Consider the following 17,298-nt stretch of genomic DNA (forward strand, 5'->3'; position numbering starts at 1 on the left):
GAGGTGACACGTGGCCGCGTACATCGTGCGGCGCGTCCTGATCTCGATCGGCGTGCTCCTCGTGGCGTCGTTCCTGCTCTACGTGATGGTGGCGAGCTCGGGTGACCCGCTCGCGGGCCTGAAGGCCCGTCCCGGCATCACGCCGGAGGCCATCGAGGCGACCGCCCGCCAGCTCGGGCTCGACCAGCCGATCCTCGTGCGGTACTGGGACTGGCTGACCGGGGTCCTCTCCGGCAACTGGGGCACCAGCGTCGCGCTGGGGCAGGCCCAGGCCGAGGTGCTCCCGGCCGTGGGCAGTGCCCTCTGGGTGACCATCCGGCTCGTGGTGATCGCGGAGATCCTCGCGCTGCTGATCGGCGGTGCGGTCGGGGCGATCGCCGCCCTGCGGCAGTACTCGATCACCGACTACACCGCGACGACGCTCGCCTTCGTGCTCTTCGCGATGCCGGTCTTCTGCATCGGCATCATCCTCAAGGTCTACGGGATCCAGCTGAACCTCGTGCTGGTCGACATCTTCGGCGAACGCTGGCTCACGACGGCGGGTCCTCCCGCCGGGGGGTTCACGGGCTCGCCCGGCGAGGTGTTCTTCAAGTTCACCGGGGCGTACATCCTCCCGACGATCGCGCTGGCGGCCATCAGCTTCGCGGCCTACAGCCGGTTCCAGCGGGCCTCGATGCTCGAGACGATGCGCTCGGACTACGTCCGGACGGCCCGGGCCAAGGGGCTCACCGAGCGCCAGGTGGTGCTCCGGCACGCCCTGCGCAACGCGCTGCTCCCGGTGACGACCTACTTCGCCTACAACTTCGGGGCCGTCTTCGGTGGCGCCATCGTCACCGAGCAGGTGTTCGGCTGGAACGGCATGGGCTCCCTGCTCGTCCGGTCCATCCAGCAGTACGACCCGAACATGCTCATGGGCTGGCTGATCGTCACCGCCACCATCGTCGTGCTGTTCAACCTGCTCGCGGACATCGCGTACAGCTACCTCGACCCGAGGATCCGTCTTGGCTGAGACGACGCAGACCACCCCGGCGACCCACCCGGGGAAGGTGCCCGACCCGCCGTCGGGACGGGCCGACGGCGGCGACGTGGGCGGGGCCTTCCTGACCCAGGGCCAGCTCGTCCGGCGGCGCTTCCTGCGCCACCGCGCGGCGATGACCGCGCTGACGATCCTGGTGCTGTTCATCCTGTTCGTCTACATCGCCCCGTTCTTCCTCGGGTACTCCCTGACGAACCTCTCCGCGGGGTCCTACGAGGACCCGAGCCCGGCGCACATCTTCGGCACCGACCAGGTCGGCGCGGACGTGTTCTCGCTGGTGATGAAGGGCTCGCAGTTCTCGCTGCAGATCGGGTTCATCGCCGCGGTCATCTCGACGGTGGTCGGGGTGCTGCTCGGCACCACCGCGGGCTACCTGCGCCGCGGCACCGACACGGCGGTCTCGCGGGTCACCGACCTCTTCCTGGTCGTCCCGCTGCAGGCCGTCGCGGCGATCCTCATCGCGGGCCTCGGCGGCTCCTGGTGGCTGGTCGGACTCATCCTCGGGTTCTTCCTCTGGATGCCGATCGCCCGCGTCACGCGCGCCGAGGCGCTGGCGCTCGCGCAGCGCGAGTTCGTCGAGGCCGCCCGGGCGTCGGGGGCGACGACGTGGCGGATCGTCACGAAGCACCTCGTGCCGAACATGATCGGCACGATCGTGGTGAACGCGACCCTCACCCTCGCGCTCGCCGTCCTCACCGAGGCGGCGCTGTCGTTCATCGGGCTCGGCGTGCAGATCCCGGACACCTCGCTGGGCCTGGTGCTCAACCAGAACTACACCCAGCTCGGGACGCGTCCGTGGCTGTTCTGGGCGCCGTTCGTGGCGATCGTGCTGATCTCGCTGACCATCAACTTCATCGGCGACGGGTTGCGCGACGCGTTCGACCCGCGCCAGACCAGGCGGTAGGAGATGTCACTGCTCGAGGTGGACGGCCTGTCCGTCACGTTCCCCTCCGAGGACGGCGAGGTCCACGCCGTCCGCGGGGTCAGCTTCACCGTCGAGCCGGGCGAGGTGCTCGGCGTCGTCGGCGAGTCCGGGTCCGGCAAGTCGGTGTCGCTCATGGCGGTGCCGCGGCTGCTGCCCGGTTCCGCGAAGGTCACCGGGTCGGTCCGCTTCGACGGGACCGAACTGGTCGGCGCCCCGGCCGAGACGCTGCGCAAGCTCCGCGGGTCGGAGATCGCGATGATCTTCCAGGACCCGATGAGCTCGATGAACCCGGTGCACACCGTGGGCCGGCAGATCGCCGAGGCCCGCCGGGCGCACGCGTCGGTGTCCAAGGACGAGGCCTGGCGCGACGCGGTCGCGGCGCTCGCGCTGGTCGACATCCCGCAGCCGGAGACGCGGGCGAAGCAGTACCCGCACGAGTTCTCCGGCGGCATGCGTCAGCGCGCCATGATCGCGATGGCGATGGTGAACAAGCCGCGGCTGATCATCGCCGACGAGCCGACCACCGCGCTCGACGTCACCGTCCAGGCGCAGGTGCTGGAGGTGCTCGACCAGGCCCGCGTCGAGTCCGGGGCCTCCCTCGTGCTCGTCAGCCACGACCTCGGCGTCGTCGCCGGCACCGCCGACCGCGTGCAGGTCATGTACGGCGGGACGATCGTGGAGACCGGGCCCACCGAGGAGGTCTTCGACCGGCCGCGCATGCCCTACACGGTCGGCCTGCTGTCCTCGCTGCCCGCGCTCGACCAGATCGGCGGTCGGCTGCACCCGATCCCCGGGGCTCCGCCGTCGCTGGTGTCCCTCCCGCCGGGGTGCTCCTTCGCGCCCCGGTGCCCGCTCGTCGAGGACGCCTGTCTCGCGGCGGAGCCGGACCTCGTGTCGGTCGGCCCCGACCACCTGTCCCGGTGCCGCCGGTGGGAGGTCCTCGCCGAGGGCCCGACCGAGAACCTCTTCTCCCGCACGGAGGTGCCCGCATGAGCGCACCCAGCACCGAGGCCCGGACCGGATCGGCGGGCGAGCGGGACGGCGCGCTGCTGCAGGTCCGCGACCTCACCACCACGTTCCCCGTTCGCGGCCAGGGCGTCCTGCGTCGCACGGTGGGCCGGGTCCAGGCGGTCACCGAGGTCTCACTGGACGTCGACGCCGGGGAGACCCTCGGCGTCGTCGGCGAGTCCGGCTGCGGCAAGTCCACGACCGGGCGCTCGATCCTGCAGCTGATCAGGCCCGACTCCGGGTCGGTGCGCTACGACGGGCGCGAGCTCGTCGGGCTCTCCGCGAAGGAGATGCGCCCGCTCCGGCGCGAGCTCTCCATGGTGTTCCAGGACCCGTTCGGGTCCCTCGACCCGCGCCTGCCGGTCTCGGAGCTCATCGCCGAGCCGCTGCGCATCCACCAGGTGTACTCCGCGGAGTCCGACCTGCGGGACCGCGTCGACGAGCTCCTCGGGCTGGTCGGCCTGAAGTCCGAGCACCGCAACCGGTACTCCCACGAGTTCTCCGGGGGCCAGCGCCAGCGCATCGGGATCGCCCGCGCGCTGGCGGCCAACCCACGCGTGGTGGTGCTCGACGAGCCGGTCTCCGCGCTCGACGTCTCCGTGCAGGCGGGCGTGGTCAACCTGCTCGAGGACCTGCAGGAGCGGCTCGGCCTCTCCTACCTGTTCATCGCCCACGACCTGTCGGTGGTCCGCCACATCTCCGACCGGGTCGCCGTGATGTACCTGGGCAAGGTCGTCGAGCTCGGGGACGCGGCGTCGGTCTACGAGAACCCGCGGCACCCGTACACGCAGGCGCTGCTCTCGGCGGTCCCGCTGCCCGACCCGGCCGCGGAACGGCGTCGGCGGAAGTCCCGGGTCGTGCTCACCGGCGACATCCCCAGCCCGGCGAACCCGCCGTCGGGATGCCGCTTCCGCACGCGGTGCCCGAAGGCGCAGCAACGGTGCGCCGACGAGGTGCCGGTGCTGCGGGCGAGCGATCCGACCGGCACGCACACGTTCGCCTGCCACTTCCCGATGGGCGACGCCGACTCCGCCGCCTGACCCCACCCCGTGCTGAGCGAGCGGCACGTTCGCAGCATCTATGTGCGCGAACGTGCCGCTCGTTCAGTCCGGGCGCTGGGCCAGTCGGACCAGCGCCGCGGTGTGGGCCGAGTCCGGGGCACCGCGCAGGGCCGCGACCGCGTTCGCCGGGGCCAGGGCGTGGCACCAGGCGAGCAGCCGGTCGGCGTCCAGTCGGTCGACGTCCCGGCCCAGGCGGTCGACCGTCGCGTCGAGCGCCTCCGGGTCCAGCAGGACGAGGTCGACCAGGTCGAAGGTGCGGTCGCCGAGGTGGGGGCGGGGATCGATGACGACGGGCCCGTCCGACCCCACCAGCAGGTTCGCCGGGTGGAGGTCGCCGTGGACGACACCGTGGTGACCGCGCTGCTCCCCGAGCGCAGCGGCGTCCTCCGCGGCGCGGTCGAGCAGCTCGAGCGGGATCCGGGCACGGACGACGGCGTCCTCGGCGACCTGCTCGCGCACCCGCCCCAGCCAGAACGCGATCCGGTCGCCCAGCGGGGGCAGGTCGGGGAGCTCGCCGTCGACCGCGAACAGGTCCCGCACCGCCGGCAGGACGTCCCCGACGCGGGTCCCGGCGGGCAGCGCGGTCCCCGGGCGGACGCGCGCGAGCAGCAGCGCCCCGTCGTCCCGGTCGAGGAGGTCGACCACGTGGCGGCAGGGCGCCCAGTGCCGCAGTGCCGCTGCCTCCTGCTCCGCGATCATGACGGCGGGTGTCACCTTCAGCACGCCCCGGTCGGTCGGGACGACGAGCGCGGAGTTCCCGGAGAGCACCCGGCCGTCGGGAGTCAGGTCCCAGCGCCGCGCGAGCCGGTCGACGAGCGCCGGCACCTCGTCGAGCCACCCCTCGACGTCGGGACCGTGCCGGACCACCATCCGGCGCCGGGCCTCGTCGGGAACCTCGATCACGCGCCCAGGGTGCCGACGTGAGCCCGTGGCGGCGACCGGGTTTCACCCCGGGCGTGATGCTCCTCGCGGCCGCACCGGTCGTGTTCTCGCCGCTCCTGCGGGACGAGCTCCCGCCGGAGTGAGGCACGATGATCGGTGTGGACCCGATCGAGGAGTGGAGCAAGTCCCAGGAGCGCGTGATCGCGCTGCTGGAGGGCGCGTCCGGGGACCAGGTGGAGCGGCACGTGCCCTCCTGCCCGGACTGGACGGTGCGCGACCTGTTCAGCCACATGGTCGGGCTCGGCACGGACGTGGTCGCGGGCGACGAGCCCGACGACCACAACGAGACCTGGACCGCCCGGCAGGTCGACGAGCGTCGGGGCCACTCGGTCGGGCAGTTGATCGAGGAGTGGCGGCGCACCGCCGAGCCGCTGCGCGCGTGGATGCGGGAGAACGGCCCGCGCCCCCTCGGCGACGTGATCATCCACGAGCAGGACCTGCGCGGTGCCCTCGGCGTCCCCGGTGGCAAGGACTCCGGCGGGGTGGCCCTGATCCGCGACCGTTTCGCCCCCCGCGTCGGCGCCCGGCTGCCCGAGGGCACGACCCTGGGCCTCGTCGGGACGCAGTGGTCCTGGGCCTCCGACGGCGGCGATCCCGAGCAGGCCGACGTCGTGCTCCACGCCGACGAGTTCGAGCTGCACCGTGCCTCGCTCGCCCGCCGCTCGGCGGACCAGCTCCGGTCGTGGACCACGAAGGGCGATGTGGAGCCGATCCTCGACGCCTTCGCCACGCTCGGGGACCTCCCGGAGGAGGACCGGACCGAGTGAGCCGCATGGTGCTCGTCCACGCCCATCCCGACGACGAGACGATCACGTCCGGCGGGCTGATGGCCCGGGCCGTCGACGCCGGCTGGGACGTCACGCTCGTCACCTGCACGCTCGGCGAGCTCGGCGAGGTCATCCCGCCGGAGCTGAAGTACCTCGAGGGCTCGGCCGAACTCGCGCCGTACCGCGCGAAGGAGCTGGCCGCCGCGTGCGCCGCGCTCGGCGTCACCGACCACCGCCTCCTCGGCGAGGAGGGCCGCTGGCACGACTCCGGCATGGTCTCCACCGGCGAGGGCATCCGCGCGGCCGCTCCGGCCCACCTGTCCGAGGGCGCGTTCGCCACGCGCGCGGACGTCGACCTCCAGGTCCACCAGCTCGTGGAGATCCTCGAGGAGACCACCCCCGACGTCGTGATCAGCTACGACGCCTCCGGCGGCTACGGCCACCCCGACCACGTCCGCGCCCACGAGATCGCCGGCGGCGCGGTGGAGCGGATCGACCCGCTGGGGGAGCGCGTCGCGCTGTACGCGGCGGTCGCCCCGTACGGGGAGGTGGCGCGCGGCCTGGAGGCCCTGCGCCGCCGCCCGTGGCTGGGCCTGCCGGTCCCGGACGTGGGTGGGCTCCCGACGGTCCCCGACGACACGGTCACCGTCCGCATCGCCCTCGGCCCCGCGCGCATCCGCAAGCTCGCCGCCCTGCGGGCGCACGCCACCCAGATCACCGTGCACGACGACGGGTCCGAGCCGCCCGTCTTCGCCCTCTCCAACGAGCTGGCGCAGCCGGTGATCGGCAGCGAGGGCTTCGTGCTCCTGCGGGGTCCCGACGGCGGGTTGGCGGCGCTCTCGGCGTGAGGGTCGCGGTCCTGGCGGTGGTGCTGCTCGACGTCGCGCTGCTCGCGTTCGCCGAGGTGGCGTGGTTGACCCTGGAGGTGGGGTCGACGCCCGCCCCGGTGTCGATCCTCGTTGCAGCGGTGACCACCCCGCTCGCCGTCCGGGTGGTCGACCGGTGCTTCCCGGGCTCGCGGCTGGTGTTCGCGCCGCTGGTGACGTGGTTCCTCGTCGTCGTGGTGTTCGGCTTCTGGGGCCCGGCCGGCACCGGGACCTTCCCGGCCGACTGGCGCGCCCTCGTGCTCATCGCGGCCGGGCTGTTCCCCGGCGTGTGGGTGGCCAGCCGTCCGGTGCGCCCGGCCCCGTCGGTAGGCGCCGCCTCGTCCTGACCTGGTGTGCGGGGCGCACACCGCCGACCGGTCAGCGGCGGTGCTCCGCCCCGGACAGCCCGATCAGCGTCCACACGGCCGAGATGCCGAGCAGCGGCACGGCGATCGCGGCGATGTTCGGGGCGAGGTCGATGTCGATGCGGCACGCGGCCAGGAGCGCGACCGCGACGATCATGCCCAGCACCCCGTCGCCGACGCGCACCGAGCGGGGCGGAGGAGGCGGCCGGTGGGCGGACGCCGCCGCGGCGGCGGCGCGCGGCCCGGGAGCCGGACCGTCGACGACGACCGGCCCCGACCCGACGTCGGGAAGGAGCCGACCGGGCGAGCGCGGGAGGCCGCGGCCGACGAGCTCGTCGACGGCGGCGCCGAGCCCGGAGCGGGGGACCCGCACCGTCCGGGAGCCGTGCCGGAACACCCGCCGCCCGTCGGCGGAGTGCTCGGCGTACTCGACCTCCCACTCCTCGAGGCCGTCCACCGGCCGGAAGAGCAGGCGTCGCTCGCGGCGCCCGGAGGCGGGGAACCACCACGAGACCGCGCCGCTGCGACAGGCGCCGTAGTGCGCGCCGAGCGCGGTGAGATGCGGGCCGACCTCGGCCCGTACCGCGTTCGCCCGGATGTCCACGGCCCCACTGTGACCCACGCCATGCGGTGTGACCACCCCTGCGATCGGGCATGGACCGGACATGGCCGCCGTGTCCGACGAGTACATGATCAGCGTTCTGCGCCCGTTCGTCGCCGCCACCGGGCCGGTGCTGTCCGGCCTGCGGGACGCCGACCCGTTCCGGCTGGGCAGGCTCGCCCAGCGGCGGTCGCTGGAGCTGGAGGGGCCGGCGCAGGAGGAACCGCCGGCGAAGGGCCGGATCGGCAAGATCGGGCGCACGGTCCGTCGGCTGCGTGGCCGCGTCCTGGACCGTCTCGCGACCTCGCGTCTGCCCGGCACCCCGCGGTGGGCGGTGATGTCGCACGACGAGCGCGACCAGTGGTGGGTCGGCCGGGTCGGTCGGTTCACCTCGGCGATCGCGGCGGTCCCCGGCATCGGTGGTGCGCTGGCGCGTCGGCTCCCGGTCTCGGACATCCTCGGCCTGTCCGCCCAGGGCCTGGTGGTCTGCGCGATCGCGGGCGAGCACGGCGTCACCGGGCGCGACGAGCAGGTCCGGCTCCTCGCGTCGGTGCTCTTCGAGCGCGACCTGCGTCCCGCCGGCGACGCCCATGGCGACCAGGTCGAGCGGGACGCGGCCGACCTCACCGGCGACCTGCACGGCGACCACTCCGGCGACAGCCGGCTGCGGTCGCTCGCGCGGGCGGTGTGGCGGATGGGGCGCTCGCTGTTCGCCCTGCACGACGAGCTGGGCCGCCGGCCGCAGGGCCGCCGCTTCTGGCGGGCCGTCGCGAACCTGCCGGTGGTCGGCGCGTTCGGGGCCTACAAGGCGGAGCGGTCGGGCCTCAAGCGGGCCGCGCGCGCAGCGGCGGCATGGGTGGGGCGGGAGCACGGGTAGCCGCTGCGGCCGGTCCCCGTCGGGTGTGGTGCCTGACACGTCGTGGGACGGGCGACCCGCCCGGGCAGGACGCGCCGCCGAACGGAATACTGCGGGGGCGTTTCATCGCCGTGTGCGGGCCGACCACCACCGGCCCCGGTGGTGAGGACACTCGAGTTGAGTAGGGAGCAGGAGTCGACGTGACGTACGTGATCGCCGAACCGTGTGTGGACGTGCTCGACAAGGCGTGCATCGAGGAGTGCCCCGTCGACTGCATCTACGAAGGCGGTCGGATGATGTACATCCACCCCGACGAGTGCGTCGACTGCGGTGCCTGTGAGCCGGTGTGCCCGGTCGAGGCCATCTACTACGAGGACGACGTGCCGGACCAGTGGTCCGTGTACACCCAGGCCAACGTCGACTTCTTCGACGAGCTGGGCTCGCCGGGGGGCGCCTCCAAGGTCGGCAAGACCGACAAGGACGCGGGCCCCGTGCCGAGCCTGCCGCCGCAGGGCGAGTGAGCGCGGGCAGCCTGCCCGCCCTCCCGGACTTCCCCTGGGACAGTCTCGCCGCGGAGACGGCGACGGCGCGGTCGCACCCCGACGGCGTCGTCGACCTCTCCGTGGGCACCCCGGTCGACCCGGTGCCCGCCGTCGTCGCGACCGCCCTGCAGGAGGCCTGGAACTCGCCGGGCTACCCGCAGACCCACGGCACGCCGGCGCTGCGGAACGCGGTCGTCGAGGCGCTCGCGCGGCGCTTCGGCGTCGCCGGGCTGGAGCCCGACGCCGTGCTGCCGACGATCGGCTCCAAGGAACTGGTCGCGTGGCTGCCCACTCTGCTGGGCCTCCGGGGTGCGGTCGTCGCGATCCCGTCGCTCGCGTACCCGACCTACGAGGTCGGGGCGCTGCTGGCGGGCGCGGAGGCGGTCCGTGTTCCCGACGACGGGCCGCTGCCGCGCGACGCGCGGCTGGTCTGGCTCAACTCGCCGTCGAACCCGACCGGCCGGGTGCTGTCGGCCGAGGCGCTGGCCGCCCGAGTCGCGGAGGCTCGCGGGATCGGCGCGGTCGTGGCGTCCGACGAGTGCTACCTCGGGTTGCCCGGTCCCGGCTCCGACCCGGTGTCGGTGCTGGACCCCCGCGTGCACGGCGGGTCCCTCGAGGGCCTGCTGGCGGTCCACTCGCTGTCCAAGACCTCGCAGCTCGCGGGGTACCGGGCGGCGTTCGTGGCCGGTGACCCGGCGCTCGTGTCCTCGCTCCTCGCCGTGCGCAAGCACGCCGGGATGATCGTGCCGCGCCCGGTGCAGGAGGCGATGACGGCGGCGCTGTCCGACGACCTGCACGTGGCCGAGACGCGGCAGCGCTACGACGCGCGCCGCGCCGTGCTGCGCCCCGCGCTGGAGGCGGCGGGGTTCACCGTCGACCACTCCGAGGCGGGCCTCTACCTGTGGGCGACCCGGGGCGAGCCGTGCCGCGCGACCCTGGGGTGGCTCGCCGAGCGGGGCGTGCTCGTCGCGCCGGGGGAGTTCTACGGTCCCGACGGCGGGTCGCACGTGCGGATCGCGCTCACGGCCTCCGACGAGCGGATCGGCACCGCCGCGGCCCGACTGGGCGCCTGATGCTGATCTTCGGCACCCGCCGGACCGCACAGCAGCTCGCGGTGCTGATGCTGACCTGCCCGCAGGGACATCCGGCGGCCCACACGGTGACCCGGTTCGTCACGCGGTTCACGCTGTTCTTCGTGCCGACCTTCCGGGTCCGCACCCGGCACGTCGTGCAGTGCACGCTGTGCGGGCAGTCGGGGCAGGTCCCGTCGTCCACGGCGGAGGAGCTCGTCAGGCAGGCCGCGGCCGCCTGACGAGCAAGCCGGTTCAGTTCTTGTGCAGGGCCTCGTTCAGCTCCACCTTCGCGCCCTCGGTGCGGGCCAGCGCCTCGACGGCACCGGAGGTGGAGTTGCGGCGCAGGAGGAGCCCCGAACGGCCGCTGAGCTCGGCGGCCTTGACGACCTTCCCGTCGTCCAGCGTGACCCGCGTCCCCGCCGTGACGTAGAGGCCGGCCTCGACCACGCAGTCGTCGCCGAGCGAGATCCCGATGCCGGCGTTGGCGCCGAGCAGGCAGCGCTCGCCGATCGAGATGACCTCCTTGCCGCCGCCGGAGAGCGTCCCCATGATCGAGGCACCGCCGCCGACGTCCGAGCCGTCGCCCACGACGACCCCGCCGGAGACCCGTCCCTCGACCATCGAGGCGCCGAGGGTGCCGGCGTTGAAGTTGACGAAGCCCTCGTGCATGACCGTGGTGCCCTCGGCGAGGTGCGCGCCGAGGCGGACGCGGTCGGCGTCGCCGATGCGCACGCCCGTCGGGATCACGTAGTCGACCATCCGCGGGAACTTGTCGACCGAGTACACGGTCACCGGCCCGCGGGCGCGTAGCCGGGCGCGGACCCGCTCGAACTCGGGCACGGGGCAGGGGCCGTGGTTGGTCCACACGACGTTGGCGAGCAGGCCGAAGAGGCCCGTCAGGTCGACGCCGTGCGGCCGGACCAGGCGGTGCGAGATGAGGTGGAGGCGCAGGTAGACGTCGTAGGCCGACGTGGGCGGGCCCGTGAGGTCGGAGACGGTGCGCACCGCGACCACCTCGACGCCGCGGTCCTCATCGGTGCCCAGCGCGTCCACCAGCGACGGCTCGAGCTCGCTCGCGGGGACGACGACGGTGCCCGGCTCGGCCGCCATGTCGTCGGTGTCGGAGGACAGCTCCGGCAGCGGGTACCAGGTGTCCAGGACGGTGCCGTCGAGGGCGACGGTCGCGAGGCCGAGTCCGACGGCTCTGGTCGGGTTGCTGCGTGCGGTGCTCATCGCCGACCAGCCTATCGGTGGTCACTACTCTGGGCCGCCGTGCGCATCGATCTGTCCGCCGACCCCGTCGACCTCACCGCGGCGCTCGTGGACGTCCCCAGCGTCTCCGGCGACGAGCGCGCCCTGGCCGACGCCATGGAGGCCGCGCTGCGCGGGTACGACCACCTCGAGGTCGTCCGCTCCGGCGAGGCCGTGCTGGCCCGCACCCTGCTCGGCCGCGACCGGCGCGTGCTGCTCGCCGGGCACCTCGACACCGTGCCGATCGCGGACAACGTGCCCTCGCGCCGGGAGGGCGACCTGCTCTACGGGTGCGGCACGTCGGACATGAAGGCCGGGGTCGCGGTGATGGCCCACCTCGCCGCGACGCTGGCCGAACCCGCCCACGACGTCACGCTCGTGCTCTACGACTGCGAGGAGATCGAGGCCACCCGCAACGGTCTCGGGCGCATCGAACGGACGCTGCCCGACTGGCTCGACGCCGACCTCGCGATCCTCGGCGAGCCGACGTCGGGCCTGGTCGAGGGCGGCTGCCAGGGGACGATGCGCGCGGTGCTGACGCTGACCGGCCGCCGGGCGCACAGTGCGCGGTCCTGGCTCGGGGAGAACGCGATCCACGCCGCGGCGCCGGTGCTCGGCCGGCTGGCGGCCTACGCGCCGCGCACGGTCGACATCGACGGCTGCGTCTACCGCGAGGGGCTCCAGGCGGTGCGGATCGGGGGCGGGGTCGCGGGCAACGTGGTGCCCGACGTGTGCGAGGTGACGGTCAACTTCCGCTTCGCCCCGGACCGCTCGGTGGAGCAGGCCGAACAGCACGTCCGCGAGGTGTTCGACGGCGTCGACCTCGTGATCACCGACCGCTCGCCGGGCGCGCTGCCCGGACTGTCCGCGCCGGCCGCGGCCGAGTTCGTGGCGGCGTCGGGGGAGACGCCGGTGGCGAAGTACGGGTGGACCGACGTGTCCCGGTTCTCCGCCCTCGGCATCCCCGCCGTGAACTTCGGCCCGGGCGACCCGAACCTCGCCCACACCCGTGACGAGCACGTCGACGTCCGGCGCATCACGGCCGGGACGGAGACGCTGCGCCGCTATCTGGCGTAGCCCCCGGAACGCACGAACGGCACTTTCGCAGCATCTATATGCGCGAAAGTGCCGCTCGTTCGGTCAGTTCACCTAGCTGGCGGCCAGCGCGGCGTCGCGGCCGGCGGTCAGCTGCCCGGCGATGCCCGCGACCCGCTGGCCGGCGAAGCGCGCGGCCTGCCGGGTCTCGTCGCTGATCGGGATCGAGCCCTGGCCGTCGACGTGGGAGACGCCGTAGGGGTTGCCGGTCGCGAACATGATCGCGTCGGTGTACCCGGGCGACACGATGATGCCGCCGAAGTGGTGGATCGTGTTGTACAGCGCCAGCAGCGTCGACTCCTGGCCGCCGTGCGCGGTCGAGCTCGAGGTGAAGCCCGAGTAGACCTTGTCGGCGAGCATGCCCTGCGCCCACTGCGGGCCGAGCTGGTCGATGAACTGCTTCAGCTGCGCGGCCACGTTCCCGTAGCGCGTCGGCGAGCCGAAGATGACGGCGTCGGCCCAGAGGATGTCGTCCGCCGTGGCCTCGGGGGTGTCGGCGGTCTCCTCGCGGTGCGCCTTCCACTTCTCGTTCGAGTCGATGGCGGCCTGGGGGGCCAGCTCGGCGACCGTACGCAGACGCACCTCGGCGCCGGCCTTCTCGGCGCCTGCCGCGTACTCCTGTGCCAGCTGGTGGATCGTGCCGGTCTGGCTGTAGTAGATGACGGCGACCTTCGTGGCCAACGTGACTCATCCTCCCGGACATCGAGATTGGTTGCTTCTTCAACCGAATACCCGCTCGACCGGGTCGCACACGTGCATTTCCGGTGACGGCTCCGCGTCCGGCGCGAGCCGGTCGAACGGCCGTCCCTACGCTGGCCGACGTGACGGAAGCCCGATTCGACGACCTGACGACGCCGCGGCCGACCACCATCGACAAGCGGCGGGCCGAGCACAAGGACCCGGCCCGGCTGTCGTCCACCACCGACCAGCGGCTGCTCGACTCCCGTGGCCCCGGCGACTGGGTGCACTCCGACGCGTGGCGCGTGCAGCGCATCCAGGCCGAGTTCGTCGAGGGGTTCTCGGTGCTCGCCGAGATCCCGCGGGCCGTCACGGTCTTCGGTTCCGCCCGCACCGCGCCCGACCACCCCGACTACGCCACCGGCATGGCCCTCGGCGCCGCCCTCGCGCAGGCCGGCTACGCGGTGATCACCGGCGGCGGGCCCGGGATCATGGAGGCCGCGAACCGCGGCTGCTCCGAGGCCGGCGGGCTGTCGGTCGGCCTGGGCATCGAGCTGCCGTTCGAGCAGGGCCTCAACCCGTGGGTCGACCTCGGCGTCGGCTTCCGCTACTTCTTCGCGCGCAAGACGATGTTCGTGAAGTACGCGCAGGCCTTCGTCTGCCTGCCCGGCGGCTTCGGCACGCTCGACGAGCTGTTCGAGGCCCTCGTGCTGGTGCAGACCGGCAAGGTCACCCGCTTCCCCGTCGTCCTGCTCGGCTCGTCCTACTGGGGCGGGCTCGTCGAGTGGCTCCGGCACACCGCGCTGGACCACGGCGTGATCAGCCCGAAGGACGTCGACCTCATCCACGTGGTGGACGACGTCGAGGAGGTCGTGGCGATCGTGGAGCGAGGCTTCCAGGACCTGGTGGAGCGGTGAGCTCGACCAAGGCCGTCTGCGTCTTCTGTGCCTCCGGTCCGGTCGGCGAGGAGTACCTGGCGCTGGCCCGCGACGTCGGCACCGGGATCGCGCAACGGGGCTGGACGCTGGTGTCCGGCGGCGGGCGGGTCGGGATGATGGGCGAGGTGACGCGCGCCGCTCGGGCCGCCGGCGGGCACACCGTGGGCGTCATCCCGGAGGGCCTGGTGCACCGCGAGGTGGCCGACGAGGACTCCACCGAGCTCGTCGTCGTGCCGGGGATGCGGGAGCGCAAGGCCGAGATGGACGCGCGCTCGGACGCCTGGATCGCGCTGCCCGGCGGGCTCGGCACGCTCGAGGAGCTGTTCGAGGCGTGGACCTCGCGCTACCTCGCGATGCACGACAAGCCCGTGGTGGTCTGCGATCCCGGCGGCTTCTACGACGGACTGTTCGCCTGGCTGGACGGGCTGCGCGGCACCGGGTTCGTCGGCGTCGCCGCCCTCGCGACGCCGGTCCGCGTGACGATGGTGGACGCGGCCCTGGACGCCTGCGCATGACCGGGTGGACCGACTGGTTCGCCCGCCGCACGTGGGCCGAGCCGGGATGGACGGTCGACGAGCTGGTGGCCGCGAAGGCCGGCCGCACGGTGTCGGTGGTGCTCCCGGCCCTGGACGAGGAGGCCACGGTCGGTGGGGTCGTCGCGGTCGTGCGCCCGCTGCTGGGCTCGCTGGTCGACGAGCTCGTCGTCGTGGACTCCGGCTCGACCGACGCGACCGCCGCGGTCGCCCGGGCCGCCGGCGCGCGCGTGGTCAGCCGGGAGGAGGCCCTGCCGGACGTCGCGGTGCGCCCGGGCAAGGGCGAGGTGCTGTGGCGGGCACTGGCGGCGACGACGGGGGACCTGGTGGTCTACCTCGACGCCGACCTCGTCGAGGCCGACCCCGCGTTCGTCCCCGCGCTGCTCGGCCCGCTGCTGACCGCGCCGGGCGTGGCGCTGGTCAAGGGCTTCTACCACCGCCCGCTGCGCCTCGGGGAGCACGACGCCGTCCGCGACGGCGGCGGACGGGTGACCGAGCTCGTGGCCCGTCCGGCGCTCGCGGCGCTGCGTCCGGAGCTCGGCGGGATCGTCCAGCCGCTGGGGGGCGAGTACGCCGGCACGCGGGAGCTGCTGGAGTCGCTGCCGTTCGCGGGCGGCTACGGGGTGGAGATCGGGCTGCTGCTCGACACCCTGGACCGCCGCGGGCTCGACGCGATCGCGCAGGTCGACCTCGGGGTGCGCAAGCACCGGCACCGCTCGTTGCGCGAGCTCGGGGTGACCTCGGCCGAGGTGCTCGGGGCGGTGCTGCGTCGCAGTGGCTGTCTCGACGGTGCGTCGCAGCCCGACGCCGGGTCGGACCGGCTCACGCAGTTCGTCCCGGTCGGCGGCCACTGGCTCCCCGAGGACCACGGCGTGGCCGCCCACGACCGACCGCCCATCCGGGAGTACTCGGCCCGCCGCTGACGGGCGCTGTCGGACCCCTCTGCCACCATCGGTGCCATGGGCAGTGCTCTGGTCTACGTCCTCGTGGTCGGGGTCGTGGCGGCGGTGATCTACCTCGCGACGTCGTTGCTGGCCGGGCGGGGGGAGGAACTGGCGCCGATGCCGCCCGGGGCGACGCCCACGCGGCTCCCGGCGCGGGACCTGCTCGGTGCGGACGTGCGCGGGTTGCGGTTCCAGCAGGCGTTCCGTGGATACCGCATGAGTGAGGTGGACTGGGCGCTCGACCGGCTCGCCGCCGAGGTCGACACGCTGCGGTCGCGGCTGGCGGCGTACGAGGGGCCCCCTCGTGCCGACGGCGGCGACGCGGACGCGCCGACCTCGGTCGCCGGCGTCGACCCCACCCCCACCGACCCCACCGACGTGAGCGGAGCGACGGGCATGACCACTTCAGCCGGTGCAGGCGGAGCAGCCGGAGGTGCCGCACATGGCCACGCGTGACATCACGGTCGGCGTCGACATCGACGCCCCGGCCGACGTCGTGTGGAAGGCCGTCACCGACTGGGAGGGCCAGAGCGAGTGGATGCTCGGCACCGGGGTGCGGGTGACGAAGGGCGACGGCGTCGGAGTCGGGTCCGAGCTCGCCGCCACCACCGGGGTCGGCCCGCTCGGGGTCACCGACACGATGCGCATCGTGGGCTGGGACCCGCCGCACCGGGCGACCGTGGTGCACACCGGTTCCGTGGTGCGCGGCTCCGGCACGTTCACCGTGATCGAGCTGGGCCCCGGCCGCTCCCGCTTCGAGTGGGGTGAGCGGCTCGACCTCCCGCTGGGCGCGCTGGGGGCCCTCGGCTGGCCGCTGGTGTCGCCGGTGTTCGCGCTCGGACTCAAGTACTCGCTGCGCAAGCTCGCGGCGCGGTGCGAGGCCGAGAGGTGACCACCGCGCCCGAGCTCGGCGACGGCGGGGCGAGCGCAGCGACGGGGAACGACGCCGTCGTGGGGGAGGACGGGGTCGCCCGCTGCCCCTGGGGCGCGCAGGACCCGCTGCTGCGCGGGTACCACGACGCCGAGTGGGGGCACGTCCTGCACGGGCGCGACGCGCTCTACGAGCGGCTCTGCCTCGAGGCGTTCCAGTCGGGCCTCTCGTGGCTGGTCATCCTGCGCAAGCGCCCGGCGTTCCGGGCGGCGTTCGCCGGATTCGACGTGGACACCGTCGCGGGGTACGACGAGGGCGACGTGGAGCGTCTGCTCGGCGACGCCGGCATCGTCCGGAACCGGCAGAAGATCGAGGCGGCCATCTCGAACGCCGCGGCGGTGCTGCGGGTCGAGGCGGAGGGCCCTGGCCTGGACGCCCTGCTGTGGTCCTTCGCGCCCGACCCGCCGCCGCCGTCGCCGCGCACCCTCGGCGACGTCGCGGCGACCACCCCGGCCTCCACCGCGATGGCGAAGGAGCTCCGTCGTCGGGGGTTCCGGTTCGTCGGTCCGACCACCGCGCACGCGTTGATGCAGGCCACCGGCATGGTCGACGAACACCTCACCGGGTGCTTCCGCGCGACGCGCTGAGCGACACACCGGGGCCGATGATCGCTCCGGTGTCGTGGTCGGGACGGGAATGGGGAAGAATCGTCGCGCGGTGTGCAGCGTTCCCGGTTCGGGTTCTCTGCCACGACGACCATGTGGAGGGAGCACGACTATGGCGGCCATGAAGCCCCGGACCGGTGACGGTCCCCTCGAGGTCACCAAGGAGGGGCGCGGGATCGTGATGCGCGTGCCGCTCGAGGGTGGGGGCCGGCTCGTCGTCGAGATGACCGCCGACGAGGCCGGCGATCTGCGGGAGGCCCTCTCCTCGATCTCGTCGTAGA

General features: G+C 73.6%; 23 protein-coding genes. 19 read left to right on the forward strand and 4 right to left on the reverse strand.

The window, feature by feature from the left end; genetic code table 11:
- The first annotated feature begins 10 nt into the window (after nt 1-10).
- The 4 genes from BJ983_RS27340 to BJ983_RS27355 are packed head-to-tail and all read left to right on the forward strand — an operon-like array spanning nt 11 to nt 4,009.
- Nucleotides 11-1,009 (forward strand): ABC transporter permease subunit, encoded by a 999-nt coding sequence (locus BJ983_RS27340; protein WP_179796698.1) that lies wholly within the window; start codon nt 11-13, stop codon nt 1,007-1,009.
- Nucleotides 1,002-1,940, forward strand: coding sequence for an ABC transporter permease (locus BJ983_RS27345; protein ID WP_218890500.1), 939 nt, complete (start codon nt 1,002-1,004; stop codon nt 1,938-1,940). Before BJ983_RS27340 ends, BJ983_RS27345 begins: the two co-directional genes overlap by 8 nt.
- Nucleotides 1,941-1,943: 3 nt before the next feature.
- The gene (locus BJ983_RS27350; protein ID WP_179796699.1) at nt 1,944-2,954 is read left to right on the forward strand and encodes an ABC transporter ATP-binding protein; all 1,011 of its coding nucleotides are present in this window, start codon (nt 1,944-1,946) and stop codon (nt 2,952-2,954) included.
- A complete protein-coding gene (locus BJ983_RS27355) occupies nt 2,951-4,009 on the forward strand; it encodes an ABC transporter ATP-binding protein (protein ID WP_179796700.1) in 1,059 nt (352 codons plus the stop codon). The genes BJ983_RS27350 and BJ983_RS27355 overlap by 4 nt, the downstream gene beginning before the upstream one ends.
- Before the next feature lie 63 nt (nt 4,010-4,072).
- Here BJ983_RS27355 and BJ983_RS27360 read toward each other — a convergent pair whose 3' ends face one another.
- Complete coding sequence (locus BJ983_RS27360) at nt 4,073-4,933, reverse strand: aminoglycoside phosphotransferase family protein (protein ID WP_179796701.1); 861 nt, start codon at nt 4,931-4,933, stop codon at nt 4,073-4,075.
- A gap of 128 nt (nt 4,934-5,061) precedes the next feature.
- Between BJ983_RS27360 and BJ983_RS27365 the strand changes: the two genes are divergently transcribed.
- Genes BJ983_RS27365 through BJ983_RS27375 form a run of 3 tightly spaced genes read left to right on the forward strand, consistent with a single transcriptional unit; the run spans nt 5,062 to nt 6,952 of the window.
- A complete protein-coding gene (locus BJ983_RS27365; protein ID WP_179796702.1) occupies nt 5,062-5,739 on the forward strand; it encodes a maleylpyruvate isomerase family mycothiol-dependent enzyme in 678 nt (225 codons plus the stop codon).
- Nucleotides 5,740-5,744: 5 nt separating this feature from the next.
- Nucleotides 5,745-6,587, forward strand: coding sequence for an N-acetyl-1-D-myo-inositol-2-amino-2-deoxy-alpha-D-glucopyranoside deacetylase (mshB, locus tag BJ983_RS27370; RefSeq protein ID WP_179798328.1), 843 nt, complete (start codon nt 5,745-5,747; stop codon nt 6,585-6,587).
- Nucleotides 6,584-6,952 carry a hypothetical protein gene (locus BJ983_RS27375; RefSeq protein WP_179796703.1) on the forward strand — a complete coding sequence of 123 codons (369 nt, stop codon included), beginning with the start codon at nt 6,584-6,586 and terminating at the stop codon, nt 6,950-6,952. Before mshB ends, BJ983_RS27375 begins: the two co-directional genes overlap by 4 nt.
- Nucleotides 6,953-6,983: 31 nt before the next feature.
- Here the strand turns inward: BJ983_RS27375 and BJ983_RS27380 are convergent, their stop codons facing one another.
- A complete protein-coding gene (locus tag BJ983_RS27380; protein WP_179796704.1) occupies nt 6,984-7,574 on the reverse strand; it encodes a hypothetical protein in 591 nt (196 codons plus the stop codon).
- 61 nt (nt 7,575-7,635) lie between these two features.
- Between BJ983_RS27380 and BJ983_RS27385 the strand changes: the two genes are divergently transcribed.
- The 4 genes from BJ983_RS27385 (at nt 7,636) to BJ983_RS27400 (ending at nt 10,281) form a co-directional block, all read left to right on the forward strand.
- Entirely contained in the window at nt 7,636-8,448 is an 813-nt protein-coding gene (locus tag BJ983_RS27385) for a hypothetical protein (protein ID WP_179796705.1), read from the forward strand.
- Nucleotides 8,449-8,627: 179 nt separating this feature from the next.
- The gene (fdxA, locus tag BJ983_RS27390) at nt 8,628-8,948 is read left to right on the forward strand and encodes a ferredoxin (RefSeq protein ID WP_179796706.1); all 321 of its coding nucleotides are present in this window, start codon (nt 8,628-8,630) and stop codon (nt 8,946-8,948) included.
- Entirely contained in the window at nt 8,945-10,042 is a 1,098-nt protein-coding gene (gene dapC, locus BJ983_RS27395; protein ID WP_343054380.1) for a succinyldiaminopimelate transaminase, read from the forward strand. Before fdxA ends, dapC begins: the two co-directional genes overlap by 4 nt.
- Nucleotides 10,042-10,281: a zinc-ribbon domain-containing protein gene (locus tag BJ983_RS27400; protein WP_179796707.1), complete on the forward strand. Its 240-nt coding sequence runs from the start codon at nt 10,042-10,044 to the stop codon at nt 10,279-10,281. Before dapC ends, BJ983_RS27400 begins: the two co-directional genes overlap by 1 nt.
- A gap of 13 nt (nt 10,282-10,294) precedes the next feature.
- Here BJ983_RS27400 and dapD read toward each other — a convergent pair whose 3' ends face one another.
- On the reverse strand, nt 10,295-11,275 hold the full coding sequence (dapD, locus tag BJ983_RS27405) for a 2,3,4,5-tetrahydropyridine-2,6-dicarboxylate N-succinyltransferase (RefSeq protein ID WP_179796708.1): 981 nt from the start codon (nt 11,273-11,275) through the stop codon (nt 10,295-10,297).
- A gap of 39 nt (nt 11,276-11,314) precedes the next feature.
- On the opposite strand from dapD, the gene dapE reads away from it, so the two are divergent.
- Complete coding sequence (gene dapE, locus BJ983_RS27410) at nt 11,315-12,370, forward strand: succinyl-diaminopimelate desuccinylase (RefSeq protein ID WP_179796709.1); 1,056 nt, start codon at nt 11,315-11,317, stop codon at nt 12,368-12,370.
- A gap of 72 nt (nt 12,371-12,442) precedes the next feature.
- Here the strand turns inward: dapE and wrbA are convergent, their stop codons facing one another.
- On the reverse strand, nt 12,443-13,069 hold the full coding sequence (gene wrbA, locus BJ983_RS27415; RefSeq protein ID WP_179796710.1) for an NAD(P)H:quinone oxidoreductase: 627 nt from the start codon (nt 13,067-13,069) through the stop codon (nt 12,443-12,445).
- Nucleotides 13,070-13,257: 188 nt separating this feature from the next.
- Between wrbA and BJ983_RS27420 the strand changes: the two genes are divergently transcribed.
- The 7 genes from BJ983_RS27420 (at nt 13,258) to BJ983_RS27450 (ending at nt 17,297) form a co-directional block, all read left to right on the forward strand.
- Entirely contained in the window at nt 13,258-13,983 is a 726-nt protein-coding gene (locus BJ983_RS27420) for an LOG family protein (protein ID WP_343054457.1), read from the forward strand.
- Nucleotides 13,980-14,519, forward strand: a complete 540-nt coding sequence (locus BJ983_RS27425) for a TIGR00730 family Rossman fold protein (protein WP_179796712.1) — start codon at nt 13,980-13,982, stop codon at nt 14,517-14,519. Before BJ983_RS27420 ends, BJ983_RS27425 begins: the two co-directional genes overlap by 4 nt.
- A complete protein-coding gene (locus BJ983_RS27430) occupies nt 14,516-15,460 on the forward strand; it encodes a glucosyl-3-phosphoglycerate synthase (RefSeq protein WP_179796713.1) in 945 nt (314 codons plus the stop codon). Before BJ983_RS27425 ends, BJ983_RS27430 begins: the two co-directional genes overlap by 4 nt.
- 36 nt (nt 15,461-15,496) lie before the next feature.
- Nucleotides 15,497-15,937, forward strand: a complete 441-nt coding sequence (locus BJ983_RS27435; RefSeq protein ID WP_179796714.1) for a DivIVA domain-containing protein — start codon at nt 15,497-15,499, stop codon at nt 15,935-15,937.
- Nucleotides 15,924-16,373, forward strand: a complete 450-nt coding sequence (locus BJ983_RS27440; protein ID WP_179796715.1) for an SRPBCC family protein — start codon at nt 15,924-15,926, stop codon at nt 16,371-16,373. Before BJ983_RS27435 ends, BJ983_RS27440 begins: the two co-directional genes overlap by 14 nt.
- Nucleotides 16,370-16,999 (forward strand): DNA-3-methyladenine glycosylase I, encoded by a 630-nt coding sequence (locus BJ983_RS27445; protein ID WP_179796716.1) that lies wholly within the window; start codon nt 16,370-16,372, stop codon nt 16,997-16,999. Before BJ983_RS27440 ends, BJ983_RS27445 begins: the two co-directional genes overlap by 4 nt.
- 130 nt (nt 17,000-17,129) lie before the next feature.
- The gene (locus tag BJ983_RS27450) at nt 17,130-17,297 is read left to right on the forward strand and encodes a DUF3117 domain-containing protein (RefSeq protein ID WP_018335229.1); all 168 of its coding nucleotides are present in this window, start codon (nt 17,130-17,132) and stop codon (nt 17,295-17,297) included.
- The last annotated feature ends 1 nt before the right edge of the window (nt 17,298 follow it).

This window comes from Actinomycetospora corticicola, assembly GCF_013409505.1.
Taxonomy (GTDB): domain Bacteria; phylum Actinomycetota; class Actinomycetes; order Mycobacteriales; family Pseudonocardiaceae; genus Actinomycetospora; species Actinomycetospora corticicola.